The organism is Streptomyces sp. NPDC043952, from assembly GCF_056435325.1.
Genome location: NZ_JBWKES010000027.1, coordinates 17,018 through 43,487, shown reverse-complemented (window position 1 = coordinate 43,487; position 26,470 = coordinate 17,018). Strand labels below are relative to the sequence as shown.

Here is a 26,470-nt window from a genome sequence, read left to right as displayed (position 1 = left end):
GGGGGTGGGCATGTCCGCCTGAGAAGGGGGTGGGTTCGCTTGCAGGGCGGCTGCGGGTCGTTGGTGGCTTGTCGCGCAGTTCCCCACGCCCCTTTAACTGGGGATGCGTGCCGTGAGGATCCGGGGGCCGTTCTGCGTGATCGCCACCGTGTGTTCCGCGTGGGCCGCGCGGGAGCCGTCCGTCGTGCGCAGGGTCCAGCCGTCGGGGGCGGCGTAGTAGTCGTCCCGGCCGCCCCCGATCAGCATCGGCTCGATCGCCAGGACCAGGCCGGGGCGCAGGAGCAGGCCGCGGCCGGGGCGGCCCTCGTTGGGCACGCCGGGGTCCTCGTGCATACGGCGGCCGATGCCATGGCCGCCGAAGTCCTGCGGGACGCCGTAGCCCGCCGTACGGCAGACCCGGCCGACGGCGTGCGCGATGTCGCCGATGCGGTTGCCGGCGACGGCCGCCGCGATGCCGGCCGCCAGCGCCCGCTCGGCGGTCTCGACCAGCCGGGCGTCCTCGGGCCGCGGGCGGCCCACCACGAAGCTGATCGCCGAGTCGCCGGCCCAGCCGTCCAGCAGGGCCCCGCAGTCGATGGAGACCAGGTCGCCGTCGCGCAGCCGGTACCCGGTGGGGATGCCGTGCACGATCGCGTCGTTGACCGAGGCGCAGATCACCGCGGGGAAGGGCGTCGGGGCGAAGGAGGGCCGGTACCCGAGGAAGGGCGAGGTGGCCCCCGCCGCCCGCAGCACCTCCCGCGCCACCTCGTCGAGCTCCAGCAGCGAGACCCCCACGTCCGCGGCCTTGCGTACGGCACTCAGGGCCTGCCCGACGACCTGGCCCGCGGCATGCATCGCGTCGATGGACGCGTCCGTCTTCAGTTCCACCATGCCAATTACTATACCGGTATTTGAATTGGGTCGCGTATGGGTGGGCGCCGGACGGGTGGGCGGGCGGTATGGGATTGGGACAGGGCGGCGGGCACAATGGACGCATGGTGCGCACCCCCCTCACCCCCGAAGAACACGAACGCGGCGAGCGGCTCGGGCGGCTGCTGCGCGAGGCGCGCGGTGACCGCAGCATGGTCGAGGTCGCCGCCGCGGCGGGCATCTCGGCCGAGACCCTCCGCAAGATCGAGACCGGCCGCGCCCCGACCCCGGCCTTCTTCACGGTGGCCGCGCTGGCGAGATCCCTCGGCCTGTCGATGGACGAGCTGGCGGTGCACTGCACGCTGCTGGTCGCCTGAGCGCCCCCGAGGGGCGCGGCGCTCTGCCGGTCCGCGGCTCCGCCGCGCGGGCCCGACCGGCCACGACGCACCCGCGGACCATCACGGCGCCCACGCTCGAACCCGCGGCTCACCCACCGGAGTGCGAATCGGCGGCATCGCGGCGATGGTCTTGGCAAGCCGCCCCACGGGGCTTACCTTCGTGGCCTCTGCGGTCCGTCTACGGGCGTAGAGGCTCTGACGTCCCGTCGAAGGAGCGGCTCATGGCCAACGTCGTCCGCGCCGCGCTGGTCCAGGCCACCTGGACCGGCGACACCGAGTCCATGGTGGCGAAACACGAGGCGCACGCCCGCGAGGCGGCCCGGCGGGGCGCGCGGGTCATCGGGTTCCAGGAGGTGTTCAACGCCCCCTACTTCTGCCAGGTCCAGGACCGGGAGCACTTCCGGTGGGCCGAGCCCGTGCCCGACGGGCCGACCGTGCGGCGGATGCGGGACCTCGCGCGGGAGACCGGGATGGTGATCGTCGCACCGGTCTTCGAGGTCGAGCAGTCCGGATTCTACTACAACGCCGCCGCCGTGATCGACGCCGACGGCAGCTGCCTCGGCGCGTACCGCAAGCACCACATCCCCCAGGTCGAGGGCTTCTGGGAGAAGTACTACTTCCGCCCCGGCAACCGCGGCTGGCCCGTCTTCGACACCGCCGTCGGCAAGGTCGGCGTCTCCATCTGCTACGACCGCCACTTCCCCGAGGGCTGGCGGCAACTCGGCCTGGCGGGAGCCCAGTTGGTCTACAACCCCTCCGCCACCCACCGGGGCCTGTCCGCCCACCTCTGGCAGCTGGAGCAGCCCGCCGCGGCCGTCGCCAACGAGTACTTCGTCGCCGCCATCAACCGGGTGGGACAGGAGGAGTACGGGGACAACGACTTCTACGGCACGTCGTACTTCGTGGACCCCCGCGGCCGGTTCGTCGGCGGCACGGCGGGCGACAAGGACGAGGAACCCCTCGTCCGCGACCTGGACTTCGCACTCATCGACGAGGTACGGCAGCAGTGGGCCTTCTACCGCGACCGCCGTCCCGACGCCTACGAAGGGCTGGTGCAGCCGTGAGCGACCTCTACTCCCGCCACCGCAGGGTGATGCCCGACTGGCTCGCCCTCTACTACGACGACCCGATCGAGATCACCCACGGCGAGGGCCGGCACGTCTGGGACTCCGACGGCAACCGCTACCTGGACTTCTTCGGCGGCATCCTCACCACCATGACCGCGCACGCGCTGCCCGAGGTCACCAAGGCGGTCAGCGAGCAGGCCGGGCGCATCCTGCACTCCTCGACCCTCTACCTCAACCGCCCGATGGTCGAACTCGCCGAGCGCATCGCCCAGGTGAGCGGCATCCCCGACGCGCGCGTCTTCTTCACCACCTCCGGCACCGAGGCCAACGACACCGCCCTGCTGCTCGCCACCACCTACCGGCACAGCAACACCGTCCTGGCCATGCGCAACAGCTACCACGGCCGCTCCTTCTCCACCGTCGGCATCACCGGCAACCGCACCTGGTCCCCGACCTCTCTGTCCCCGCTCCAGACCCTGTACGTGCACGGCGGCGTCCGCAGCCGGGGCCCCTTCGCGCACCTGGACGACCGGGCCTTCATCGACGCCTGCGTCGCCGACCTCAAGGACGTCCTCGGCCACACCCGGCCCCCGGCCGCGCTGATCGCCGAACCCATCCAGGGCGTCGGCGGGTTCACCTCGCCGCCCGACGGGCTCTACGCCCACTTCCGCGAACTGCTCGCCGAACGCGGCACGTTGTGGATCTCCGACGAGGTGCAGACCGGCTGGGGCCGCACCGGCGACCACTTCTGGGGCTGGGGGGCACACGCCGCGAGCGGCCCCCCGGACATCGTCACCTTCGCCAAGGGCATCGGCAACGGCGCCTCCATCGGCGGGGTCATCGCCCGCGCCGAACTCATGAACTGCCTGGACGCCAACAGCATTTCCACCTTCGGCGGCACCCAGCTCACCATGGCCGCCGGGCTCGCCAACCTCACCTACCTCCTCGACCACGACCTCCAGGGCAACGCCCGCCGGGTCGGCGGCCTGCTCATCGAACGGCTGCGGGCCGTCGCCGCCCAGCTGCCCGGTGTACGCGAAGTGCGCGGGCGCGGACTGATGATCGGCATCGAGCTGGTGAAGCCGGGCACCGACGAGGCCGATCCGCAGGCCGCCGCCGCCGTCCTGGAGGCGGCCCGCGCCGGGGGTTTGCTCATCGGCAAGGGCGGCGGCCACGACACCAGCGCCCTGCGCATCGCCCCGCCGCTGTCGCTGACCGTCGCGGAGGCCGAGGAGGGCGCCGCCGTCCTGGAAGCCGCGCTCAGGACCGCGTACGCGTAACAAACGCGTACTACACCTAGGGGAGACCTGGCACTGCCGAGCAAGGGGATACGGCCATGACCACCACCTCCGCTTCCCGTCCCGCCGCCCCGCCGGAACCCGCCCTCTCCGTGCGCCAGGTGCTGACGCTGGAGCGGGTGCTCGCCGGAGAACCCGAGGTGGTGGCCGGCGCCGGCGGCCTCGACCGGCCGGTGCGCTGGGTGCACGTCGCCGAGGCCGCCGACGTGGGCGTGATGCTCACCGGCGGCGAGATGGTGCTCACCACCGGCGTGCTCCTCGCCGGCGACCAGACCCGGCAGGCCGATTACATCCGCTCCCTGCACCGCGCCGAGGCAGCCGCCGTGGTCCTCGGTCTCGGGCGGGCCTTCCCCGCCCCGCCCGAGGTGATGCGCCGCGCCGCCGAACGCTGCGGCCTGCCCCTGGTCGTACTGCACCGCCCGTTCCCCTTCGCCGAGTTGACGGAGGAGGTGCAGTCCCGGCTGGTCCGGCGCAAGTTCGCGGCCGTCAGCCTGTCCGAGGCGGTACGCACCGACCTCACCGCGCTGATCACGGCCGGCGCCCCGCTCCAGCGGCTGCTCGACGAGGTCGCCCGGCACAGCGCCTGCCCCGTCGTCCTCACCAACCTCGCCCACCGCGTCCTCGCCACGGCGGGGGAGCGCTCCGCCGTGGACGACGTGCTGCGCGACTGGGAACGCGTCGCCCGGCAGGCCGGCGGCGGCGCCCTGGACGCCTGGATCAGCGCCGAGCTCGGCGGACGCGGCGAGCGCTGGGGCCGGCTGCTGCTGTGCGGCTACCGGGGCGAGACCGCCACCGGACGGCTGCTCGCCGACCGCGCCGCCGAGGCCCTGGTCCTGCACCGCATGCTCGGCGGCTCCGCGCCGAGCTGGGAGGAGCAGTCCGCGCAGAGCCTGCTGACCGACCTCGTCTCCGGTGTCGTACCGGCCCGCCAGCTGCTACCCCGCGCCCGCGCCGCCGGGCTGCCGGTCAACCTGCGCACCTTCGTGCCGCTCGTCGTCCCGGACGCCGAACCCGCCGTACTGGACCGGCTGTTGCGGGTGCTGGGCCTGTCCGGGATCGCCGCCGAACTGGCCGACGGGGTGAGTGCCGTGCTGCTCAGCCTCCCGCGCGACCGGCCCGCCGACGCCCTCACCGCGCTGTTCGCGGCCCGGCTGCGCGAGGGCAGCGGGCGGCCGGACGCAGTGGTCGCCGCCGCCGACCCGTGCACCGGCTGGGACGAGGTGCCCGCCGGGCTGCGCGAGGCCCGCCATGTCGCCGAGGCCGTCGCCGGCTCCGCCGCCGCCCTCGGCCTGCCCGCCGTCGTCCGCCTCAAGGACGTCCATCTGCGCGGCCTCGTACGGCTGTTGCGCGAGAACCCGCATGTGCAGGCCTTCGCGGAACGGGAGCTGGACGGGCTGCTGCGGCAGGCCGAACCCGAGCTGCTGGGCGTGCTGCGCACCTACCTCGCCACCGGCCGCAACAAGTCCCGCACCGCCCGCCTCCACCATGTCTCCCGGCCCGCGCTCTACCGCCGCCTGGAGGTCATACAGGGCCGGCTCGGCGTCGACCTGGACGACTTCGAACAGGCCGCCTCCGTGCACATCGCGCTGCTCGCGCATGACGCGCAACACCGCTGAAACCTGTGACCACCTGGGAAAACGGCGGGGAAACATGGGCCAGCGCAGACATGACACGGTGGCACGCGAAGCGGCCGGGGACGTGACACGCTGCCCGTCGAAGCCGGCCCGCCCGCTTCCTAGGCTCACCGCACACCCAGCTACCGGAGGTCCCGATGAGCCGAGTGATCCGTGCCGCCCTGTTCCAGACCGCCTGGACCGGCGACAAGGAATCCATGATCCAGGTCCACGAGCAGGCGGTCCGCGACGCGGCCGCCCAGGGCGCCCAAGTCCTGTGTTTCCAGGAGCTGTTCTACGGCCCCTACTTCTGCCAGGTGCAGGACACGGCGTTCTACGACTACGCCGAGCGGATCCCCGAGGGTCCCACCGTCCAGCGCTTCCAGTCCCTCGCCCGCGCCCTCGGCATCGTGCTGGTCCTGCCGATGTACGAGGAGGAGCAGCCGGGCGTCCTCTACAACACCGCCGCCGTGATCGACGCGGACGGCAGCTACCTCGGCAAGTACCGCAAGACCCACATCCCCCAAGTGCGGGGCTTCTGGGAGAAGTTCTACTTCCGCCCCGGCAACAGCGGCTGGCCCGTCTTCGACACCGCCGTCGGCCGGATCGGCGTCTACATCTGCTACGACCGTCACTTCCCGGAGGGCTGGCGGGCGCTCGGCCTCCAGGGCGCCGAGATCGTCTTCAACCCCTCGGCCACCTCCCGCGGCCTGTCCAGGTACCTGTGGCAGCTGGAGCAGCCGGCCGCGGCCGTCGCCAACGAGTACTTCATCGGCGCGATCAACCGCGTCGGCGTGGAGGACCTGGGCGACAACGACTTCTACGGCACGACGTACTTCGTGGACCCCGAGGCCCAGTACGTCGGCGAGATCGCCAGTGACAAGGAGCCCGAACTGGTCGTCCGCGACCTGGACATGGCCAAGCTCCGAGAGGTCCGCGACCGCTGGCAGTTCTACCGGGACCGGGCGCCGGGCGCGTACGGCCCCCTGACGGCGCCCTGACCGAAGCCGAGTGATCCGAGGGAGCAGCATGAGCAGCCGTACCGTCATCCGGGGTGGTCTCGTCATCACCGCGTCCGACGAGATCCACGCCGACGTCCTGATCGAGGACGGCCGCATCGCCGCCCTCGCCGCCTCCCATACGCCCGCCGCCGAGACCTTCACCGCCGACCGGGTCATCGGCGCCACCGGGAAATACGTCATCCCCGGCGGCGTCGACGGCCACACCCACATGGAGATGCCCTTCGGCGGCACCTACGCCTCCGACACCTTCGAGACCGGCACCCGCGCCGCCGCCTGGGGCGGGACGACCACCATCGTGGACTTCGCCATCCAGAGCGTCGGCCACACCCTGCGCGAGGGCCTGGACGCCTGGCACCAGAAGGCGGAGGGCAACTGCGCGATCGACTACGCCTTCCACATGATCGTCTCCGATGTGCGCGAGGAGACGCTCAAGGAGATGGACCTGCTCGTCGAGGAGGGCGTGACCTCCTTCAAGCAGTTCATGGCCTACCCCGGCGTGTTCTACTCCGACGACGGCCAGATCCTGCGCGCCATGCAGCGCGCCGCCGGCAACGGCGGGCTGATCATGATGCACGCCGAGAACGGCATCGCCATCGACGTCCTGGTCGAACAGGCCCTCGCCCGCGGCGAGACCGACCCCCGCTACCACGGCGAGGTCCGCAAGGCCCTGCTGGAGGCCGAGGCCACCCACCGCGCCATCCGGCTCGCCCAGGTCGCGGGCGCCCCGCTGTACGTCGTGCACGTCTCGGCCGCCGAGGCGCTCGCCGAGCTGACGCGGGCCCGCGACGACGGGCTGAACGTGTTCGGCGAGACCTGCCCGCAGTACCTGTTCCTGTCCACCGACAACCTCGCCGAGCCGGACTTCGAGGGCGCCAAGTACGTGTGCTCGACGCCGCTGCGGCCCAGGGAGCACCAGGCGGCGCTCTGGCGGGGCCTGCGCACCGACGACCTCCAGGTGGTCTCCACCGACCACTGCCCGTTCTGCTTCAGCGGCCAGAAGGAGCTGGGCCGGGGCGACTTCTCCAAGATCCCCAACGGGATGCCGGGCGTGGAGAACCGCATGGACCTGCTCCACCAGGCCGTGGTCGACGGGCACATCTCCCGCCGCCGCTGGATCGAGATCGCCTGCGCCACCCCGGCGCGGATGTTCGGCCTGTACCCGAAGAAGGGCACCATCGCGCCCGGCGCCGACGCCGACGTGGTGATCTACGACCCCCACTCCGAGCAGGTGATCTCCGCCGAGACGCACCACATGAACGTCGACTACTCGGCGTACGAGGGCAGGCGGATCACCGGCCGGGTGGAGACGGTCCTCTCGCGCGGCGAGACCGTCATCGACCGGCGGGAGTACACCGGGCACGCCGGACACGGCGTCTACACCCCGCGCTCCACCTGTCAGTACCTCAACTAGGAGCAGCGCCCATGGACTTCGGACTCGTCCTCCAGACCGACCCGCCGGCCTCCCGCGTCATCGGCCTCATGCAGCGGGCCGAGCGCAACGGCTTCAGCCACGGCTGGACCTTCGACTCCGCCGTGCTGTGGCAGGAGCCGTTCGTCATCTACAGCCAGATCCTCGCCCAGACCGAGCGGCTGACGGTCGGGCCGATGGTCACCAACCCCTCCACCCGCACCCCGGAGGTCACCGCCTCCACCTTCGCCACCCTCAACGACATGTTCGGCAACCGCACCGTGTGCGGCATCGGCCGCGGCGACTCCGCGATGCGCGTCGCGGGCCGCAAGCCCAACACCCTCGCCCGGATAAGCGAGGCCATCAAGGTGATCCGCGCCCTCGGCCGGGGCGACGGCGCCGACCTCGGCGGCGGCACGGTCGTCAAGTTCCCCTGGGTCAGGCCGGGCGCGAACCTGCCCGTCTGGATGGCCGCGTACGGTCCCAGGGCGCTGAAGATGACCGGCGAGGAGGCCGACGGCTTCATCCTCCAGCTGGCCGACCTCTACCTCACCGAGTACATGGTGAAGGCCGTCAAGGACGCGGCGAAGGCGGCCGGGCGCGACCCCGCCGAGGTCAGCATCTGCGTGGCGGCACCGGCGTACGTCACCGCCGACGACTCGCCACAAGCCCTCGCCCACGCCCGCGACCAGTGCCGCTGGTTCGGCGGCATGGTCGGCAACCACGTGGCCGACCTGGTCTCCAAGTACGGCGAACACTCCGCGCAGGTCCCGGCGGAACTCACCGCGTACATCAAGGCCCGGCAGGGCTACGACTACGCCCACCACGGACGCAGCGGCAACCCCGACACCGAGTTCGTGCCGGACGAGATCGTGGACCGGTTCTGTCTCATCGGCCCGCCCGAGCGGCACATCGAGAAGCTGACCGCCCTGCGCGCCCTGGGCGTCGACCAGTTCGCGCTGTACGACATGCACGACGCGCAGGAGGCCACCATCGACGCCTACGGCGCACAGGTGATCCCCGCCGTCAACTCCTAGCCGCACCCGATCCGTTCGCCCCTCTTCCTTCCGGTCCCCTCGGGGGTCCACCCCAACCCCCCACCCCTGGTCGCCCCTCCCCGCCTCCCCGCGGGGAGGGGCAGGTGCCCGCAAGGGCCTGTGCCGACCCACCTCGTTCCCGATTGGGGCCCGCCCATGACCGACACCGCTCCCGGCCACATACCACCACCCACCCAAGTCACCCTGGCCGACGGCCGGGTGGAGATCGCCCCCGGCGCGCCACGGCCCAGCGGCCGCTACGCCAACGAGGACCTGCTCCCGGTCCCGGCCGGCCGGCGCACGTGGACGACGTACAACTTCTCCGCGCTGTGGGTCGGCATGGCCCACAACACCGCCTCCTGGACGCTGGCCTCCGGTCTGATCGCCGTCGGCATGGACTGGAAGCAGGCGGTGTTCACCATTGCCGTCGCCAACCTGGTCGTGCTGGTGCCGATGCTGCTGACCGGGCACGCCGGACCGAAGTACGGCATCCCGTTCCCGGTCTTCGCCCGTGCCTCCTTCGGGGTGCGCGGCGCCAACCTCCCCGCCGTCGTACGGGCGTTGGTGGCCTGCGGCTGGTTCGGCATCCAGACCTGGATCGGCGGCGAGGCCATCTACTTCCTCGCCGGGAAACTGATCGGCGACAGCTGGGCGAACGCGGCGCACTTCGGCGGCTACGCCTGGACCATGTGGCTGTCGTTCGCCCTCTTCTGGGTGCTCCAAGTGGCCGTCATCCACCGGGGGATGGAGACCATCCGCCGCTTCGAGAACTGGGCCGCGCCGTTCGTGCTGGTCGGCGCGTTCGTGATGCTGTGGTGGATGGCGTCCAGGGCGGGCGGCGTCGGTCCGCTGTTCGACCAGCCGTCCACGCTCGGCTGGGGCGGCCGGTTCTGGAAGCTGTTCTGGCCGTCCCTCATGGGCATGATCGGCTTCTGGTCCACCCTCTCGCTGAACATCCCGGACTTCACCCGCTACGGCCGCAGCCAGCAGGCCCAGACGCGGGGCCAGGCGCTCGGCCTGCCCACCACGATGACGCTGTTCGCCTTCCTGTCCGTGCTGGTCACCTCCGGCTCGCAGGCGGTCTACGGCAAGCCCGTCTGGGACCCGGTGCAACTGGCCGCGAAGACCGACAGCGTGGTCGGTCTGCTCTACGCCCTGGTCACCGTCCTGGTGGCGACCCTCTCGGTGAACATCGCCGCCAACCTGGTCTCCCCGGCCTTCGACTTCTCCAACGTGGCGCCCAGCAAGGTGAGTTTCCGCGCGGGCGCGCTGATCACCGCCGTCCTCGCGGTGCTGATCTTCCCGTGGAAGCTGTACTCCGACCCGCAGGGCTACATCTTCACCTGGCTCGGCCTGGTCGGCGGGCTGCTCGGCACCGTCGCGGGCATCCTCGTCGCCGACTACTGGATCGTGCGCCGCACCCGGCTGGACCTCGCCGACCTCTACCGCACCGGCGGCCGGTACTGGTACACGGGCGGCTGGAACTGGCGGGCGGTCCTCGCCTTCCTCGTCGGCGGCGTCCTCGCGATCGGCGGCGCGAGCCTGAAACCGCTGTACGACGGCCGTCCGATCCCGGCCCTCGCCCCGCTCGCGGACTACGGCTGGGCGGTCGGCCTCGGCACCGCGCTCGTCCTCTACCTGGCGCTGACCCTGCCCGCCGGTCGGAGGGCGCCCGCCTGAACGGGGGGTGGAGGCGCGGGGGGGGGGGGGGGGGGGACCGGGGACCCCCCCCCCCCCCCCCCCCCCCCCCCCCCCCCGCGCCCCGACCGCCGCGCGCGCCACCTTGATGGCGCCTTTGTTGATCTCGTCCGTCCCCGGCGCCTTCCTGGTGTCGAAGTCGCTGCCGCTGTACGTCACCACCACCAGGGCGTTGGAGACGCGCACCACCACCACGCCCTCGCGGGTCTGCTGCTTGTCCTCGGTGGAGAGGCTGACCACCGAGTACGCGCTGTCCCCGAGCCCCGGCACGCTGCCGCCGCCGTCCTTCTTGTCCACCTGCTGCCGGTACTCCTGCTCGGCCTCCTGCACGGAGTCGCCGATCTCGTAGGAGACGTCGAGCCAGTGGTAGTCGTAGCCGTGCAGGGCGTTCCAGGAGCAGGTGCGGCGCAGCGTCGGGTCGGTCGAGGGGATCTCCTTGCCGGCCGGCTTCGCGCCGGGCACCAGGTCGGCGACGGTCGAGGCGGGCACGGCGGAGCAGGGCGAGGAGGCTGTGGTGTACGCCTTCGCCGCCGCGGCCGGGGCGGGGGGCGCGGCGGACGAGGACGGTTCGGGCGCGCTCGCCGCGGTCCGGTGCCCGGTGGCGGACGCCTGGGGGGTGGCGGGAGCCGAGGACAGCGCCCATCCGGCGCAGGCGAGGACCGCGACCGGGGTCAGCCGAGCGGTGAGGGCGAGCGGCAGAGGCAGAGAACGCACGGCGCACATCTCGTTGAGGGGGTACGGAAGAGGCCCGCGGGAGGGGCGGGGAGGACAGTGTCACACGACTGCCTGTGCGGCAAAAGCGCGAACTCGCAGGGTGCCCGCCCGGTCACCGGCGGGCCCTCACGACGTACCGATCCGCCCGTTTCGCGCCTCCAGCCGGCGGCGGGCGCCGACTTCGGCGGGGTACTCGCGGACGGTGACGACGGCCAGGAGCCAGCCGGCGCACCAGGCCGCCAGCATCGGCAGGACGGGGGCGGCGAGGAGAAGGAGCCCGCGTCCCAGGGCGACCAGGCCCGGCACCCGGCCGCGCCGCGAGCGGCCGGCCGCGGCCGACTGACCGGGGGAGGGCGGGTCGAGGAGCGCGGCGCGGTGGCTCCGGCGCTGCCTGACCCAGCCCCACACCAGGGCCGCGCAGGACGCCACCGCCTGCGTCACGTCCCAGCACCGGCGCACGGCACCCGGCAGCCAGCTGCGCGGGGCGCCCGCGTACAGCCGGAGCGCGATGAAGCAGAAGAACGCCAGGACGAGGAGCAGGAACAGGCCGTTGACGGTACGGCGCAGCCAGTAGCGCGGACCGCGCCGGTACCAGGTGGTGCCGAGCCCCGGCAGCTCGGGGACCGGGGCCGCGCTCACCGTGTCGCGGCGCGCCTGCCCTGGGCCTCCATCCAGCGGCGGGCGCCGACCTCGCTGGGGTATTCGCGCACGGTGGTCCAGGCGAGCAGCCAGCCGGTGAGGTAGGCGGCGAACACCGGCAGGACGGGCGCGGCGAGGATGACGAGGCCGCGGCCCAGCGCGATCCGGCCGGGAACCCGCCTGTTGTGGTCGCGTTTGGCCGCCGCGGTCTCGCCCGGAGAGGGCGGGTCGAGCAGCGCCGCGCGGTGGCCCCGGCGCTGTGTCACCCAGCCCCAGACCACGGCCACGCACGCGCCGGCCGCCTGTGCCCAGTTCACCGCCGTCCGGACGCCCGGCGACCACTCGCTGGTGAACCCGTCGTACAGACTCAGCGCGAAGAAGCCGAACATGGCCAGGACCAGGAGGATGAAGACCGTCGTACGGGCGCGGCACAGCCAGTACCGCGGGCCGCGCCGGTACCAGGTGCGGCCCAGCTTCGGCAGGGCGGGGACGGGTACGGACGACTCGGGCGCGGGGGCCTCAGAAGATGCTTTTGACGCCATGCCAGATGTCCTTTCCCATGCGCCCGACATCCTTGCCGGTGTCACTGAGCACGTGCCCGGTGCCCACCGCCACGCCGCCGATCACGCCGTGGTCGTGGATGTCCTCGCTCCAGTGCTCGTGCAGCGAGTGGTCGATGACACCGGTCGCGAGAATCGTCGCACCCACCCCGACCGCGGCCACGGCGGCGGCCGGCGCCTCGGCCGGCAGCAGGGCACCCGCCACCACCGCTCCCGCGACCAGACCGCCGACGTTGGCGCCCTCGTCGGTCGCGATGGAACGCTGCCAGGACCAGCCCGCGTCGTGGTCGTCGGTGGCTTCGAGGAGCCCGCAGGTGCCGGCCGCGGCGATGTCCAGGACGGGGAGTTCCCGCAGGACGTCCGGCACCGCTTCCAGCCCCTTGCCGAGCCGCACGGCGTCCGCGACGTCCGCGAGCTTGACGTTCAGGGCGCGGTCGTACGGGAGTTTCGTGCTGCCGTGGTCGGCGCGCGCGATGTCGTCCTCCAGCGCGTCCACCTTGGTGACCGCGTCGCGGTAGGCGCTCTTGGCGGGCAGGTCCTTGGGCAGTGCCTTGCCGGCCTTCTGGTAGGCCTTGCGCTCGGCGCGCAGTTCCTTCTTGGCGTCCTGCGCCGCCTGCCGGGCGTCGTCCAGCTTCTCGCGCGCCTTCTTGCCGCCGGCCCGCGCGTCCTCGGCGTCGTACGCGTACAGCCCGCGCAGGGCGTCGTACAGCGTGACCTTGTCCCCGGTGGACACGGAGGAGTCCTTCGCGGTCACCTTGGCGTACAGGTCCTGGAGTTGTTTCGCCGCCACCAGCCGCGCGTGCTGCGCGGTGTGCAGGATGCCGTCGCGCACCTTCGCGTACTCGTTCATCGCGGAGACGGCCTTCTGGTCGTCGGCGCTCGGCGGGTTCGACGTCATCATCGGCAGCGGCGCGCCCTTGGCGTCCGTGGACACGCCCTTGCCGGCCGCGACGTGCTCCGCGTTCTGCAGGGATGTCTCGCACGTGGAGAGGGCGTGGGCGAGCGTCTCGATGATCTCGCCCGCGGCTGCCACCAGTTCGGCGAAGCCGCCGGCCGTGACCGCGTCCTCGCTCCACATGGAACGGAACTTCTCGGCCGCCTCGCCCTTCCAACTGGCGTCGCTCGCCAGCTTGTCGACGGCCTGGCCGAGCGGCTTGACGACGCCGTCGAGCTTCTCCTTGGCGCCCTTGTACGTGGCGGCCATCGTGTGCAGGCCACCGATGTCGCCGCCCACCCAGCTGTCGGCCATCAGGACCACTCCTCGGGGGTGAGATCGGCGAAGACACCGTGGACGTCCACGTCGTGCCGGTGGAAGGAGTCGCGGGCGTAGGCGGCCTTGTCGCCGTGGTCGTCCATGCGGTCGGCGAGCCCGGTGTGCAGGGCGATCAGCAGGTCCGCGACCTCCTTGAGCGCACAGTCCAGTCCCGGATCGCCGCCGCTGACGACGGGCGGGGACACGTCCGGGGCGAGCTTGCGGTAGTCGCCGGCCTGGTCGTGGAAGGTCTTGGCCAGCGCGGTGAGGTCCGCGTAGATGACCTTGAAGTCGGCCGTCACCGGCGCACCTCCCGGACGAACGCGGCCAGGTCCTCGGGCCGCCAGTGGGGTTTTGCGGGTCCGGTCCGCGGGTCAAGCAGGACGGTGACGCCCCGCTCCGCCATGCCCTCGGCGAGCGGCCCGAGCGAACCGGCCACCCAGGGCTGGGCGTCGCCGAGGGACGCGGCCAGCTTCGACGGCGAGGTGAAGGCGAAGGCGACCGTGCCGTGCGCGGGGTGCTCGAACAGCTCGAAGCAGACGAAGGGCAGCCGCGCCGGGCGGCCGCTCCGGCCGGTGCCCACCACGGAGCGCGGATGCGCCGGGACGCACACCGGGGTGTCGTACGGCGGCACACCGGGCCGGGGACCCGGCCGGCCGTCCGCGGGCGCACGCGGGGCAGGGGTGGCCCCGGCGATCTCCAGCAGGCGGGAGGGGCGCGGTCGCGGTTCCGGTGCGGAGTGCGGGTCCGGTTCCGATTCCGGTTCCGGCTCCAGGAAATCGAGCAGGCGTGAACGTATCGGCGCCGCCACCGCCGTCACCTCTTCCCCGTGGTCGTGCATGGCCGATTCAGGCCCGACCACGGTAGCCAGCGGGCGGCGGGGCAAATCCGGCTATGTCACAGCCGGTGACCCGGACGTGCACGGAACTCATACAGGGGCTTGGGCGGGGCATGGGCGTGCCTTGACCCGCGCCTGAACCGGGCACCCGCGTCAGGGAACCATTACGGCACCCGCGCGGTCCACTCCTCGCTGCCGAACTTCGTCCGCGCCAGTTCTCTGGCCCGCGCCAGCTCCTCGTCGGTGACCTTGCCCGGCGCGAGGCCGTAGCGCGCGCGGAAGGAGTCGATCATGCGCTCGATGACGGCCGCACGGGCCAGCCCGGTCTGCCGGCGCAGCGGATCCACCCGCTTCTTCGCGCTCCTGGTCCCCTTGTCCGACAGCTTCTCCCGGCCGATGCGCAGCACCTCGGTCATCTTGTCGGCGTCGATGTCGTACGCCATGGTCACGTGGTGCAGCACCGCGCCCGGACCGCCGCCGGGGCCGACGATCCGCTTCTGCGCGGCGCCCGCGATCTTGCCCTGGTCGGTGGCGATGTCGTTCAGCGGCTGGTACCAGGCCTTGATGCCCATGTCGCCGAGGGCGGCGAGCACCCAGTCGTCCAGATAGGCGTAGCTGTCCTGGAAGGACAGGCCGTGCACCAGGGACTCGGGCACCGACAGGGAGTACGTGATGGTGTTGCCGGGCTCCACGAACATCGCGCCGCCGCCGGAGATCCGCCGCACCACCTCGATGCCGTGCCGGGCGGCGCCGTCCGGATCCACCTCGTTGCGCAGCGACTGGAAGCTGCCGATGATCACCGCGGGGGCGCCCCACTCCCACACCCGCAGCGTCGGCGGGCGCCGGCCCGCGGCCACCTCGGCGGTCAGCACTTCGTCCAGGGCCATGTGCAGGGCCGGGGCCTGGGGCCCCTCGTGGATCAACTGCCAGTCGTAGTCGGTCCAGTCGGTGGCGTGTGCCAGGGCCCGGCGCACCGCGATCGCGATGCCCTCCGCCGTCAGCCCGTACATCACCGTGCCCGCGGGCAGCGCCGCCTCGATCCGCGCGGCGAGCCCGGCCGCGTCGGTGCCCGCCGGGGCGCCCTCCAGCGCGCCGTTGACCGCGTCCAGCGCCTCGTCCGGCTCCAGGAAGAAGTCGCCGGCCACCCGGACGTCGCGCAGCACGCCGCCGTCCGTCTCCACATCCACGACGACCAGCTTGCCGCCGGGCACCTTGTACTCTCCGTGCACCGCCTGGGCCCTCCGTTCCACTCCACGTGATCAACGCGCCGCCCGCCCGAGGTGTTCCCCGCCGGCCGGTACGGATCACGCCCCGTAAGAGAGTCGTCAAAGGCGAAGGGGTGGCCGTAAGAGGGGCGTCAACGGCGGTCAGAACCGGCCATGCGGGCGATTTCCTCTAACCGTCCACGTTGTTTCGCACCTCATTCCAGGAGTTCACGATGGCCGATCTGGCCTTCGTCGTCACCACGATCGTGTCGTTCGCGCTGGTGGCTCTCGTCGCCAAGGGGGTGACGAAGCTGTGACCGCCGAGAACATCGTCGGCCTGATCGTGGCCGTCGCCCTGCTGGGCTATCTCGTCCTCGCCCTGATCTTCCCGGAGAGGTTCTGACGGTGGGCCCCGTACTCGCAGGCTTCCTGCAACTGCTCGCCCTGATGGGCGTGCTGGCACTCGTGTACATCCCGTTCGGCGGCTACATGGCCCGTGTCTACACCTCCCCCCGGCATCTGCGGGCGGAGAAGTGGATCTACCGGGGCATCGGGGCGGACCCGGACGCCGGAATGACCTGGCCCGCGTATCTGCGCGGCGTCCTCGCCTTCTCGGCCGTGAGTGTCCTGTTCCTCTACCTGCTCCAGCGGCTCCAGGGGGTGCTGCCCGGCTCGCTGGGCTTCGCCCCGGTGAGCCCGGCGCAGTCCTTCGACACCGCCGTGTCGTTCGTGACCAACACCAACTGGCAGTCGTACTACGGCGAGCAGACGATGGGGCACGTGGTGCAGACCGCCGGTCTGGCCGTGCAGAACTTCGTCTCCGCGGCGGTCGGCATGGCCGTGGCGATCGCCCTGGTGCGCGGCTTCGCCCGCTCCCGCACCGGTGAACTCGGCAACTTCTGGTCCGACCTGGTGCGCGGCACCGTACGGATCCTGGTGCCCGTCGCCGCCGTGGCCGCCGTACTCCTGGTGGCCGCCGGGGCGATCCAGAACTTCTCCGGCATCCACGAGGTCGGCCAGTTCATGGGCGGCACCCAGCAGTGGAACGGCGGCGCGGTCGCCTCCCAGGAGGCCATCAAGATGGTGGGCACCAACGGCGGCGGCTACTTCAACGCCAACTCCGCCCACCCCTTCGAGAACCCCACCGCCCTGACCAACCTCCTGGAGATCTTCCTGGTCCTGGTCATCCCGTTCTGCCTGACCCGCACCTTCGGCGTGATGGTCGGCTCGGTGAAGCAGGGGTACGCGATCCTCGCCACGATGGCCGCCATCTGGGTGGGCTTCACCCTGCTGATGATGGCGGCGGAGTTCTCCCACCACGGCCCGGCGCTCCAGGCAGCGGGCGGCGCGATGGAGGGCAAGGAGACCCGGTTCGGCGTCGCCGGCTCCTCGATCTTCGCGGTGGCGACGACGCTCACCTCCACCGGCGCGGTGGACTCCTTCCACTCCTCCTTCACCGGCCTCGGCGGCGGCATCACCATGCTCGGCATGATGCTGGGCGAGATCGCGCCCGGCGGCGTCGGCTCCGGCCTGTACGGCATGCTGATCATGGCCGTGATCGCGGTGTTCATCGCCGGTCTGATGGTCGGCCGCACCCCCGAGTACCTGGGCAAGAAGATCGGCGGCCGCGAGATGAAGCTCGCCGCCTGCTACATCCTCGTCACCCCGACGCTGGTCCTCGTCTTCACCGCCGCCTCGATGGCGCTGCCGACCCCGCCGCACTCGATGCTCAATCCGGGCGCGCACGGGTTCTCCGAGGTGCTGTACGCCTTCACCTCCGCGTCGAACAACAACGGCTCGGCGTTCGCCGGACTGAACGCGAACACCGACTGGTTCAACACCACGACCGGGCTCGCGATGCTGTTCGGCCGGTTCCTGCCGATGGTGTTCGTGCTCGCGCTCGCCGGCTCCCTCGCCGGGCAGCGGCCGGTGCCGGCCACCACGGGCACCCTGCGCACCGACAAGCCGCTGTTCACCGGCCTGCTGGTCGGCGCGATCCTGATCATCACCGGTCTCACCTACTTCCCGGCGCTGGCGCTGGGCCCGCTCGCCGAAGGGCTGGCGTGATGACGACCCGAACTCCCTCCCACGAGGACGCGATGTCCACTCCCACCCTTGCGCCCCACCGGGACGCGCCCACCGGTCACCAGGCCGACGAGGGCCGCGTCGGAGCGGGCCTGTTCGACCCCAAGCAGCTGCTGAAGTCCCTGCCCGAGGCGGTGCGCAAGCTCGATCCGCGGGTGATGGTGAAGTCGCCCGTGATGTTCGTGGTGTGGATCGGCTCGGTCCTGACCACCGCGTTCTCCTTCCAGCACGCGAGCGACTGGTTCGGCTGGACCATCAGCGCCTGGCTGTGGCTGACGGTGATCTTCGCCAACCTGGCGGAGGCGGTCGCCGAGGGCCGCGGCAAGGCCCAGGCCGACACCCTGCGCAAGGCCAAGACGGACACCGTCGCCCGCCGGCTGGTGAACGGCGCCGAGGAACAGGTCCCCGGCACCGCGCTGACCATCGGCGACCTGGTGGTGTGCGAGGCCGGCGACGTCATCCCCGGTGACGGCGATGTCGTCGAGGGCGTCGCCTCGGTGGACGAATCCGCGATCACCGGCGAGTCCGCCCCGGTCATCCGCGAGTCCGGCGGCGACCGGTGCGCCGTCACCGGCGGCACGAAGGTCCTCTCCGACCGGATCGTCATCAAGATCACGACGAAGCCCGGCGAGACCTTCATCGACCGGATGATCGGCCTGGTGGAGGGCGCGGCCCGGCAGAAGACGCCCAACGAGATCGCGCTCAACATCCTGCTGGCCTCACTGACCGTCGTGTTCCTGCTGGCCTGCGCCACCCTGCCGCCGTTCGCCGACTACGCGGGCACCCATCTGACCATGGTGGTGCTGGTGGCCCTGCTGGTCTGCCTGATCCCGACCACCATCGGCGCGCTGCTGTCCGCGATCGGCATCGCCGGCATGGACCGGCTCGTGCAGCGCAATGTGCTCGCCATGTCGGGGCGCGCGGTCGAGGCCGCCGGTGACGTCTCCACGCTGCTGCTGGACAAGACCGGCACCATCACCCTCGGCAACCGTCAGGCCGCCGAGTTCGTGCCGGTGCGCGGGACGACCGAGGCCGAGGTCGCGGACGCGGCCCAGCTCTCCTCGCTCGCCGACGAGACCCCCGAGGGCCGCTCGATCGTCGTCCTCGCCAAGGAGAAGTACGGGCTGCGCGAACGCCATCAGGGCGAGCTGGCGGGCGCCGAGTGGATCGCTTTCACCGCGCAGAGCCGGATGTCCGGCGTGGACCTGGACGGCCGCCGCATCCGCAAGGGCGCCACCGCCTCCGTCATCACCTGGGTGCGCGAACAGGGCGGTGAAGTCGGCCCGGACGCCCAGGACGTGGCCGACCGGATAGCCGGGGCCGGCGGCACCCCGCTGCTGGTCGCCGTGCACGACGAGCGCGGCGCCCGCGTCCTCGGGGTCATCCACCTCAAGGACGTCGTCAAGGAGGGCATGCGCGAGCGGTTCGAGGAGCTGCGCCGCATGGGCATCAAGACCGTGATGATCACCGGCGACAATCCGCTGACCGCGAAGGCGATCGCCGAGGAGGCGGGCGTCGACGACTTCCTCGCCGAGGCCACCCCCGAGGACAAGATGGCCCTCATCAAACGGGAGCAGGCCGGCGGCAAGCTGGTCGCGATGACCGGTGACGGCACCAACGACGCGCCCGCGCTCGCGCAGGCCGACGTCGGCGTCGCGATGAACACCGGCACGTCGGCCGCGAAGGAGGCCGGCAACATGGTCGACCTCGACTCCAACCCGACCAAGCTGATCGAGATCGTCGAGATCGGCAAGCAACTCCTCATCACCCGCGGCGCGTTGACGACGTTCTCCATCGCCAACGACGTGGCGAAGTACTTCGCGATCATCCCGGCGCTGTTCGCGGCCGTCTATCCCGGCCTGGACAAGCTGAACATCATGCGGCTGTCCTCGCCCGACTCGGCGATCCTGTCGGCGGTCGTCTTCAACGCGCTGATCATCATCGCGCTGGTGCCGCTGTCCCTGAAGGGCGTGCGGTACCGGCCGATGAGCGCGGACAAGATGCTCCGCCGCAACCTCGGCCTCTACGGCCTCGGCGGCCTGATCGCCCCCTTCGCCGGGATCAAGCTCATCGACCTGCTCATCTCCCTCATCCCCGGAATCGGCTGATCGCCATGAACAACTCCGTCCCGAACACCGCCCGGTTGCTCTGGGCGGGCCTGCGGGCCCTGCTCGTGCTGACCCTGGTGACCGGCGTCGGCTACCCGCTGGCCGTCACCGGCGTCGCCCAGGCGCTGTTCCCCGGCAAGGCGAACGGCTCCGAGATCAAGGCGGACGGCAAGGTCGTCGGCTCCTCCCTCATCGGCCAACAGGGCTACAGCCTCACGTACTTCCAGCCCCGGCCCGCCGCAGGGCTCGGCACGAACTCCGTCAACACGCGGTACCAGCTGATCCTTTCCGGGGCGACCAACCTGGCCGCCGACAACCCCAAGCTCGTCCGGGCCGTCGAGGACGCCAGGGCGAAGGTCGTCAAGGACAACTCCGTGCCCGGCTACACGGTCAAGCCGTCGGACGTGCCCGCGGACGCGGTGACCTCCTCCGGCTCCGGCCTCGACCCGGCCATCTCCCCGGCGTACGCCGAGCTGCAGGTGCACCGGGTCGCCCAGCGCAACGGCCTGCCGGTCGCGCGGGTCGAACGGCTGGTGAAGGACCACACCCAGGGCCGTGCCCTCGGCTTCGTGGGCGAACCGCAGGTCAACGTCCTGGAACTCAACATCGCGCTGCGGGACCTCGTCGCGCGGCGGTGACGTACCGCCCGCCCGCGCACGGGAGCCGGCGCCCCCCTGGGAGACATCCCGGCGGCGCCGGCTCCCGCGGCATCCCTACGGACAGGAGAGTGACCCCATGACACGGGTGCTCGTGGTCGAGGACGACCCGCAGCTCGTACGGGCCCTCGTCATCAACCTGCGGGCGCGGCGCTACGGCGTCGACACCGCCCCCGACGGAGCCACGGCCCTGCGCCTCGCCGCCGCGCGCCGACCCGACGTGGTCCTGCTCGACCTCGGGCTGCCCGACATGGACGGCGTCGACGTCCTCCGGGCGCTGCGCGCCTGGACCCGGACGCCGGTCATCGTGGTGTCCGCCCGGCAGGCGTCCGGCGAGAAGGTCGCGGCGCTCGACGCGGGCGCCGACGACTACGTCACCAAGCCGTTCAGCATGGACGAACTGCTGGCCCGGCTGCGCGCCGCGGTCCGCCGCACCGAGGACACCCCGGCCGTCCCGGAGCCGGTCCGGGTGGAGACGGAGCACTTCAGCATCGACCTGCCGGCCAGGAAGGTGCTGCGGGACGGCAGGGACGTGCGGCTCACTCCGACGGAGTGGCAGCTGCTGGAGATCCTGGTGACCAACCCCGGCCGGCTGATCACCCAGCGGCATCTGCTCCGGGAGGTGTGGGGCGTCGCACGGACCGACAAGGCCAACTACCTGCGGGTCTACATGGCCCAACTCCGCCGCAAACTGGAGTCCGACCCCGCCCACCCCCGCTACCTGATCACCGAGCCGGGGATGGGGTACCGCTTCGAGGTGTGAGCGGGCGTGGATGGCCTCGGGGTTCGGGGTTCGGTATTCGATTGGGGCCCCGGCCGGCGGAGACTTCGGGATTTGGTGCAGGCACCGGTCAAGCTCCGGTTCCGGGCGCGGGGTCGGGCTCCGGCGACCGTCCGGAAGTTGGACCGCGCGTACGGGCGTTGGATGGTTCGGACTCTGGATGACGGTTGGGGCCGGGGGGCTTGGGTGCGGACGGATCGGTCCCGGCCGTAGGTCCAGGCCCTGGACGGCTCGGCCGCGCGGTGATCCAGACCCCCGACGGTCCAGGCTCCGGTCAGCTCGCCCTCGGACAGCTCGGCCCAGGGACGGCCACCCCCGGCCCCACCACCCCCCGCCTCACACTCCGCGTCGTCCGGCCCCCAACTCCCGCTCCACATCCCCGCTGTCCAGGCGCAGCCGCAGCGCGTTGCGGCGGTGTGCGTGTGCCAGGGCGGTGCCCAGGGGGGAGGGTGGGACGGCGAGGACGGGGCAGGTGGCGTGGGCGAGGCAGTAGCGGCTCACCGAGGGCCACAGGGCGCGGTGCAGCCGGCCGCGGCCACCGGCACCGATCACGAGGAGGTCGGTGTCCCGGCCGGCGAGCCGCACCAGCACGGGTCCGGGCGCGCCCCGCGCGACGAGCGCCGCTCCGGGCAACCCGGTCGACGCCCCGCCGAACATGGCGCGCAGCGCGCCGAGGAGACGTTCCGCGGCGAGCCGTTCCCACTCCGGGACCACCGTCGCCGCGGCCGGGAAGCGGCGCGCGGCGAGATCCCCCTCGGGCGGCTCCCAGGCCAGCACCGGCCACAGCTCCGCCCCGCACGAGCGCGCCTGGGCGGCGGCCCGCCCGAGCGCGGCGAGACTGCCCGGCGAGCCGCTGACCCCCACCAGCACGCGCGCCGCCGCCACCGGCTCCTGGTACTCGGACATCGCTTCCACCTTCTGCGGACGGCGGCCGGGAGACGACGACATCGCCCCGGCCGGGGCTTCTCGGGAGTCCCCTCCATCACACCCGCGTTCCAGGCCCCGGAACAGGGCGGACGCCCTTTCTTGGCGCTCCGCTGACGGCCGGTCCGCGCCCCTCCCGGCGGGGACGTCAGCAACCCGTCAAAGCCGCCCCGATCCCCGTCAGCGTCGCGTCAGGAAGGGCCCGGTGGGCGGGTGGTCCGGGCATACCGTCGACAGCGCACCCCGGACCGCCTCCCCGCGTCCGGGGTCTTTCGACTCCACACTCCCTGGCACACGGGAGGCACCCCATGACAGAACTCCGCTACGGCGACGACCCCGAGCCCCCCGAACCGCTCCCGGCCGGACCCCTGTACGTGCCGGTCCGGCCGGGACCCTCCGGATACGCGGTACGCCTCTTCCGTACCCCGCCCGGCGCGCGCACCGCCGTCGGCTTCACCTCCGTACCCCGGCTCACCGCCGCGCTCGGCCCCGGTCACGCCTTCATCCGCCTCGCGGGGACCGAACTGCGCACCCTGACCGCACCGCTCGGCGTCACCGCCCTCACGGTGGACCCGCAGTTCACCGCCCCCGCCCCGGCGCCGCTGGCCGCACCGGCCGCCACCCGCGCGCCGCGGGTCGCCCGGCTCGCCTGAACCGCCATCGCCTGAGCCGGGACCACCCGAGCCGGGACCACCTCGCGCCGGGACCCCCGAGCCAGGACCCCCAACCCGCGTCGCCCGAACCCGCGCCGCCCGCGCCGTGACCGCCCGAAAGAGGAACGCCGAGATGACTGCGATCCACGAACTGCCCGCACCCGCCGCCGCGTTGTCGGTCTGGCCCGCCTCCACCACCGAGCCCCGCGCGGGGGACCTCACGGTGGGCGGCGTACCCCTCGCCGAGGTCGCCGACCGCTTCGGCACCCCCGTCTACGTCCTGGACGAGGCCGAGGTCCGCGACCGCTGCCGTACCTACCGCGACGCCTTCCCCGACGCCGAAGTCCTGTACGCCGCCAAGGCGTTCCTGTGCCGGGCCATGGCCCGCTGGATGGACGAGGAGGGACTTGGGCTCGACGTCTGCTCCGCCGGCGAACTCGAACTCGCCGTCACCACCGGCTTCCCGCCCGAGCGGATCGTGCTGCACGGCAACGCCAAGACCCCGCGCGACCTGGCGACCGCGCTGCGCCTCGGCGTCGGCCGCATCGTCATCGACAGCCCCGGCGAGATCGCCCGGCTGGCCGCCGCCGTCGGCCCCGACGCCCGGCAGAAGGTGATGGTGCGCGTCGTGCCCGGCATCAGCGCGGGCGGCCACGACAAGATCCGCACCGGCACCGAGGACCAGAAATTCGGCCTCTCCATCCGAGACGGCTACGCCCTGCACGCCCTCACCCGCATCCTCGACCAGCCCAACCTCGAACTCACCGGCCTGCACTGCCACGTGGGATCCCAGATCACCAGCGTCAAGCCGTATCTGACCGCCGTACGCCGGATCGTGGGCCTGATGGCCCGGCTGCACGGGCAGTACGGCGTGGTACTGCCCGAACTCGACCTCGGCGGCGGCCACGGCATCGCCTACCGGCCCGGCGAGAGCGCCCTGGACCTCACCGCACTGGCCCGCAGGGTGCGCGCCGAACTCGCCGACGCCTGCGCCTCGTCCGGGCTGCCGGTGCCCCGCCTGCTCATCGAACCGGGCCGGGCCATCGCGGGCCCCGCCGGGATCGCGCTGTACCGGGTGCTGTCGGTCAAGCACACCGGCGAGCGGGTCTTCGTGGCTGTGGACGGCGGCATGAGCGACAACCCGCGCCCGGCCCTGTACGGCGTGCGGTACGCCCCCCGGCTGATCGGCCGCCCCAGCGCCGCCGACCCGGTCCGGGTGACCGTCGTGGGCCGGCACTGCGAGGCGGGCGACGTCCTGGCCGCCGACGCGGAACTCCCCGCCGACCTGCGCCCCGGCGACCTCCTGGCCGTACCGGTCGCCGGCGCCTACCACCTCTCCATGGCCTCCGGCTACAACCTGGTCGGCCGCCCGCCCGTGGTCGCCGTACGCGACGGCCACGCCCGGCTGCTGGTCCGCCGGGAGTCCCTGGAGGACATCCGCCGCCGCGACGTGGGCCTGTGACCCACGGCCGCCCCACCGGAGCACCCCTCCGCCTCCAGCACCCACAGCGGGGACAGGGAGCGGGAAGCGTCGGTAGCCTGGCGGCTGATGGCCGCCCGGCCGGAACCGGTCCGCACCCCCGCGAGGTGAGACGTGCAGTTCACCACCCGGCCCACCCTGCAAGGCACGTTCGGCATGGCCTCAGCCACCCACTGGCTGGCCGCCCAGTCCGCGATGGCGGTGCTGGAGGACGGCGGCAACGCCTTCGACGCGGCCGTGGCCGGCGCCTTCGTGCTGCATGTCGTGGAGCCGCACCTGAACGGCCCGGCGGGGGAGGTGCCCATCCTGCTCGCCCCGGCCGGCGGCGCGGTGCGGGTGCTGTGCGGACAGGGCGTGGCACCCGCGGGCGCCACCGCCGCGCACTACCGTGACCTCGGCCTGGACCTCGTGCCCGGCACCGGCCCGCTCGCCGCCGCCGTGCCCGGCGCCTTCGACGCCTGGCTGCTGCTCCTGCGCGACCACGGCACCAAGCCCCTCGACGACGTGCTGGCATACGCCATCGGCTACGCGGAGCACGGACACCCGCCGGTGGAGAACATCGGCGCGACCGTCGACAGCGTACGGACGCTGTTCGAGACGGAGTGGACGTCCTCGGCCCGGCTGTACCTGCCGGACGGCCGCGCGCCCCGCCCCGGCGTCCCGCTGCGCAACCCCGCCCTCGCCGCCACCTGGCGCCGGCTGCTCGCCGAGACCGCGCGGGCCGGGAACCGGGAGGCCCGCATCGACGCCGCCCGCGAGGTGTGGCGCGGCGGCTTCATCGCCGAGGCCCTGATACGGCAGTCGAAGCGCCCCACCCTGGACACCAGCGGCGAACGGCACACCGGGACACTCGACGCGGACGACCTCGCCAACTGGTCGGCGACGTACGAGGATCCGGTGTCGTACGACTGGAACGGCTGGACCGTGTGCAAGGCCGGCCCCTGGAGCCAGGGACCCGCCTTCCTCCAGCAACTCGCCCTGCTGCCACCGGAACTGCCCGAGTACGGCAGCGCCGACTACGTCCATCTCCTCGTCGAGGGCTGCAAGTTGGCCATGGCCGACCGGGAGGCCTGGTACGGCGACGCCACCGGGGTGCCGCTCGCGGAGCTGCTGTCGGACGAGTACAACGCCGCGCGGCGCACCCTGATCGGGCGCGAGGCGTCGTACGAACTGCGCCCCGGCGCCCCCGGCGGCCGTACCCCCCGGCTGCCCGAGTGGACCGGCAAGCCCGCGCCGCTCGCGGCCGAGGAGTTCGACCCGATGGGGGTGGGGGAGCCGACCGTGGCGCGGCTGTCCGGCGACCCCCGAGTGGCCCCCGACGGAGGGACGCGGGGCGACACCTGCCACCTCGACGTGGTCGACCGCTGGGGCAACATGATCGCGGCCACGCCGAGCGGCGGCTGGCTCCAGTCCAACCCCGTCGTGCCCGAACTGGGCTTCCCGCTCGGCACCCGGCTCCAGATGGCCTGGCTGGAGGAGGGCCTGCCGAACACGCTCACCCCCGGCCGCCGCCCCCGTACCACCCTCACTCCCTCCCTCGCACTGCGCGGCGGTGTCCCGGTCATGGCGTTCGGCACGCCCGGCGGCGATCAGCAGGACCAGTGGCAGCCGCACTTCTTCCTCGCCGTCGCCCTGCGCGCCCCGGTCCGCGGCGGCCTCGACCTCCAGGGCGCCGTCGACGCCCCCAACTGGCACAACGAGGCGTTCCCCAGCTCCTTCTACCCCCGCGGCCACCGGCCCGGCGCGCTGACCGTCGAGTCCCGGATGCCGGACGCGGTGGTGGCCGGCCTGCGCCGCCGCGGCCACCGCCTCACCGTCGGCCCCGCCTGGTCCGAGGGCCGGCTGTGCGCGGTCGCCCGCGACCCGGAGACCGGCATCCTGTCGGCGGCGGCGAACCCGCGCGGGATGCAGGGCTACGCGGTGGGCCGCTGAACGACCAGGTCCCCCGCCTTCCCCCGGCTCCCCGCCCGTCCTCCGCCCCCGGCTCGCGCCTGCCCCCGGTTCCCCGCCCGTCGGCCGCTTCCGGTTCCCGTCTGCCCCCGGTTCCTCGCCCGTCGGCCGCTTCCGGTTCCCGTCTGCCCCCGGTTCCCCGCCCGTCGGCCGCTTCCGGTTCCCGTCTGCCCCCGGTTCCCCGCCCGTCGGCCGCTTCCGGCTCCCGTCTGCCCCCGGTTCCCCGCCCGTCGGC

General features: G+C 72.6%; 24 protein-coding genes and 1 pseudogene. 16 read left to right on the top strand and 9 right to left on the bottom strand.

The window, feature by feature from the left end; all coding sequences use genetic code 11:
* Nucleotides 1–93 precede the first annotated feature (93 nt).
* Nucleotides 94–870 carry a type I methionyl aminopeptidase gene (map, locus tag AC069R_RS25600; RefSeq protein WP_478769157.1) on the bottom strand — a complete coding sequence of 259 codons (777 nt, stop codon included), beginning with the start codon at nt 868–870 and terminating at the stop codon, nt 94–96.
* A 104-nt stretch (nt 871–974) separates the two neighbouring features.
* On the opposite strand from map, the gene AC069R_RS25595 reads away from it, so the two are divergent.
* From AC069R_RS25595 to AC069R_RS25560, 8 genes are all read left to right on the top strand, one after another.
* A complete protein-coding gene (locus AC069R_RS25595) occupies nt 975–1,226 on the top strand; it encodes a helix-turn-helix domain-containing protein (RefSeq protein WP_478769156.1) in 252 nt (83 codons plus the stop codon).
* Between the two features lie 242 nt (nt 1,227–1,468).
* Nucleotides 1,469–2,311 (top strand): nitrilase-related carbon-nitrogen hydrolase, encoded by an 843-nt coding sequence (locus AC069R_RS25590; RefSeq protein ID WP_478769155.1) that lies wholly within the window; start codon nt 1,469–1,471, stop codon nt 2,309–2,311.
* On the top strand, nt 2,308–3,594 hold the full coding sequence (locus AC069R_RS25585) for an aspartate aminotransferase family protein (protein WP_478769154.1): 1,287 nt from the start codon (nt 2,308–2,310) through the stop codon (nt 3,592–3,594). The genes AC069R_RS25590 and AC069R_RS25585 overlap by 4 nt, the downstream gene beginning before the upstream one ends.
* A 56-nt stretch (nt 3,595–3,650) precedes the next feature.
* The gene (locus AC069R_RS25580) at nt 3,651–5,228 is read left to right on the top strand and encodes a PucR family transcriptional regulator (RefSeq protein ID WP_478769153.1); all 1,578 of its coding nucleotides are present in this window, start codon (nt 3,651–3,653) and stop codon (nt 5,226–5,228) included.
* A gap of 155 nt (nt 5,229–5,383) precedes the next feature.
* Nucleotides 5,384–6,226, top strand: coding sequence for a nitrilase-related carbon-nitrogen hydrolase (locus AC069R_RS25575; RefSeq protein WP_478769152.1), 843 nt, complete (start codon nt 5,384–5,386; stop codon nt 6,224–6,226).
* A 28-nt stretch (nt 6,227–6,254) separates the two neighbouring features.
* Nucleotides 6,255–7,658 (top strand): dihydropyrimidinase, encoded by a 1,404-nt coding sequence (gene hydA / locus AC069R_RS25570; RefSeq protein ID WP_478769151.1) that lies wholly within the window; start codon nt 6,255–6,257, stop codon nt 7,656–7,658.
* An 11-nt stretch (nt 7,659–7,669) separates the two neighbouring features.
* Nucleotides 7,670–8,692, top strand: coding sequence for a TIGR03842 family LLM class F420-dependent oxidoreductase (locus tag AC069R_RS25565; protein ID WP_478769150.1), 1,023 nt, complete (start codon nt 7,670–7,672; stop codon nt 8,690–8,692).
* Nucleotides 8,693–8,848: 156 nt separating this feature from the next.
* Nucleotides 8,849–10,372, top strand: a complete 1,524-nt coding sequence (locus AC069R_RS25560) for an NCS1 family nucleobase:cation symporter-1 (RefSeq protein ID WP_478769149.1) — start codon at nt 8,849–8,851, stop codon at nt 10,370–10,372.
* 66 nt (nt 10,373–10,438) lie between these two features.
* Here AC069R_RS25560 and AC069R_RS25555 read toward each other — a convergent pair.
* From AC069R_RS25555 to AC069R_RS25525, 7 genes and pseudogenes are all read right to left on the bottom strand, one after another.
* Nucleotides 10,439–11,104 (bottom strand): annotated as a pseudogene (locus tag AC069R_RS25555) (hypothetical protein); the annotation flags it as partial.
* A gap of 126 nt (nt 11,105–11,230) precedes the next feature.
* Nucleotides 11,231–11,743 carry a hypothetical protein gene (locus tag AC069R_RS25550; protein ID WP_478769148.1) on the bottom strand — a complete coding sequence of 171 codons (513 nt, stop codon included), beginning with the start codon at nt 11,741–11,743 and terminating at the stop codon, nt 11,231–11,233.
* On the bottom strand, nt 11,740–12,285 hold the full coding sequence (locus AC069R_RS25545) for a hypothetical protein (RefSeq protein ID WP_478769147.1): 546 nt from the start codon (nt 12,283–12,285) through the stop codon (nt 11,740–11,742). Before AC069R_RS25545 ends, AC069R_RS25550 begins: the two co-directional genes overlap by 4 nt.
* Nucleotides 12,263–13,552: a WXG100 family type VII secretion target gene (locus AC069R_RS25540; protein WP_478769146.1), complete on the bottom strand. Its 1,290-nt coding sequence runs from the start codon at nt 13,550–13,552 to the stop codon at nt 12,263–12,265. Before AC069R_RS25540 ends, AC069R_RS25545 begins: the two co-directional genes overlap by 23 nt.
* Nucleotides 13,552–13,857, bottom strand: a complete 306-nt coding sequence (locus AC069R_RS25535; protein WP_478769145.1) for a DUF6317 family protein — start codon at nt 13,855–13,857, stop codon at nt 13,552–13,554. Before AC069R_RS25535 ends, AC069R_RS25540 begins: the two co-directional genes overlap by 1 nt.
* Entirely contained in the window at nt 13,854–14,396 is a 543-nt protein-coding gene (locus AC069R_RS25530; protein ID WP_478769144.1) for an SAV_915 family protein, read from the bottom strand. Before AC069R_RS25530 ends, AC069R_RS25535 begins: the two co-directional genes overlap by 4 nt.
* A 161-nt stretch (nt 14,397–14,557) precedes the next feature.
* Nucleotides 14,558–15,622 (bottom strand): lipoate--protein ligase family protein, encoded by a 1,065-nt coding sequence (locus AC069R_RS25525; RefSeq protein WP_478769143.1) that lies wholly within the window; start codon nt 15,620–15,622, stop codon nt 14,558–14,560.
* A gap of 289 nt (nt 15,623–15,911) precedes the next feature.
* Here AC069R_RS25525 and kdpF point away from each other — a divergent pair, with 289 nt between their 5' ends.
* From kdpF to AC069R_RS25500, 5 genes are all read left to right on the top strand, one after another.
* Nucleotides 15,912–16,001 carry a K(+)-transporting ATPase subunit F gene (kdpF, locus tag AC069R_RS25520; protein WP_037659531.1) on the top strand — a complete coding sequence of 30 codons (90 nt, stop codon included), beginning with the start codon at nt 15,912–15,914 and terminating at the stop codon, nt 15,999–16,001.
* A 2-nt stretch (nt 16,002–16,003) separates the two neighbouring features.
* Nucleotides 16,004–17,665: a potassium-transporting ATPase subunit KdpA gene (gene kdpA, locus AC069R_RS25515; RefSeq protein WP_478769142.1), complete on the top strand. Its 1,662-nt coding sequence runs from the start codon at nt 16,004–16,006 to the stop codon at nt 17,663–17,665.
* Nucleotides 17,665–19,791, top strand: coding sequence for a potassium-transporting ATPase subunit KdpB (gene kdpB, locus AC069R_RS25510; RefSeq protein WP_478769141.1), 2,127 nt, complete (start codon nt 17,665–17,667; stop codon nt 19,789–19,791). Before kdpA ends, kdpB begins: the two co-directional genes overlap by 1 nt.
* Nucleotides 19,792–19,796: 5 nt before the next feature.
* On the top strand, nt 19,797–20,429 hold the full coding sequence (locus tag AC069R_RS25505; RefSeq protein ID WP_478769140.1) for a potassium-transporting ATPase subunit C: 633 nt from the start codon (nt 19,797–19,799) through the stop codon (nt 20,427–20,429).
* A 97-nt stretch (nt 20,430–20,526) separates the two neighbouring features.
* Nucleotides 20,527–21,210 carry a response regulator gene (locus AC069R_RS25500; protein ID WP_478769139.1) on the top strand — a complete coding sequence of 228 codons (684 nt, stop codon included), beginning with the start codon at nt 20,527–20,529 and terminating at the stop codon, nt 21,208–21,210.
* Between the two features lie 354 nt (nt 21,211–21,564).
* Here AC069R_RS25500 and AC069R_RS25495 read toward each other — a convergent pair whose 3' ends face one another.
* Entirely contained in the window at nt 21,565–22,134 is a 570-nt protein-coding gene (locus AC069R_RS25495; RefSeq protein WP_478769138.1) for a universal stress protein, read from the bottom strand.
* A gap of 326 nt (nt 22,135–22,460) precedes the next feature.
* On the opposite strand from AC069R_RS25495, the gene AC069R_RS25490 reads away from it, so the two are divergent.
* From AC069R_RS25490 to AC069R_RS25480, 3 genes are all read left to right on the top strand, one after another.
* A complete protein-coding gene (locus AC069R_RS25490; RefSeq protein WP_478769137.1) occupies nt 22,461–22,805 on the top strand; it encodes an SAV_915 family protein in 345 nt (114 codons plus the stop codon).
* A 133-nt stretch (nt 22,806–22,938) separates the two neighbouring features.
* Complete coding sequence (gene lysA, locus AC069R_RS25485) at nt 22,939–24,267, top strand: diaminopimelate decarboxylase (RefSeq protein ID WP_478769136.1); 1,329 nt, start codon at nt 22,939–22,941, stop codon at nt 24,265–24,267.
* A gap of 174 nt (nt 24,268–24,441) precedes the next feature.
* Nucleotides 24,442–26,217, top strand: coding sequence for a gamma-glutamyltransferase family protein (locus AC069R_RS25480; protein WP_478769187.1), 1,776 nt, complete (start codon nt 24,442–24,444; stop codon nt 26,215–26,217).
* The last annotated feature ends 253 nt before the right edge of the window (nt 26,218–26,470 follow it).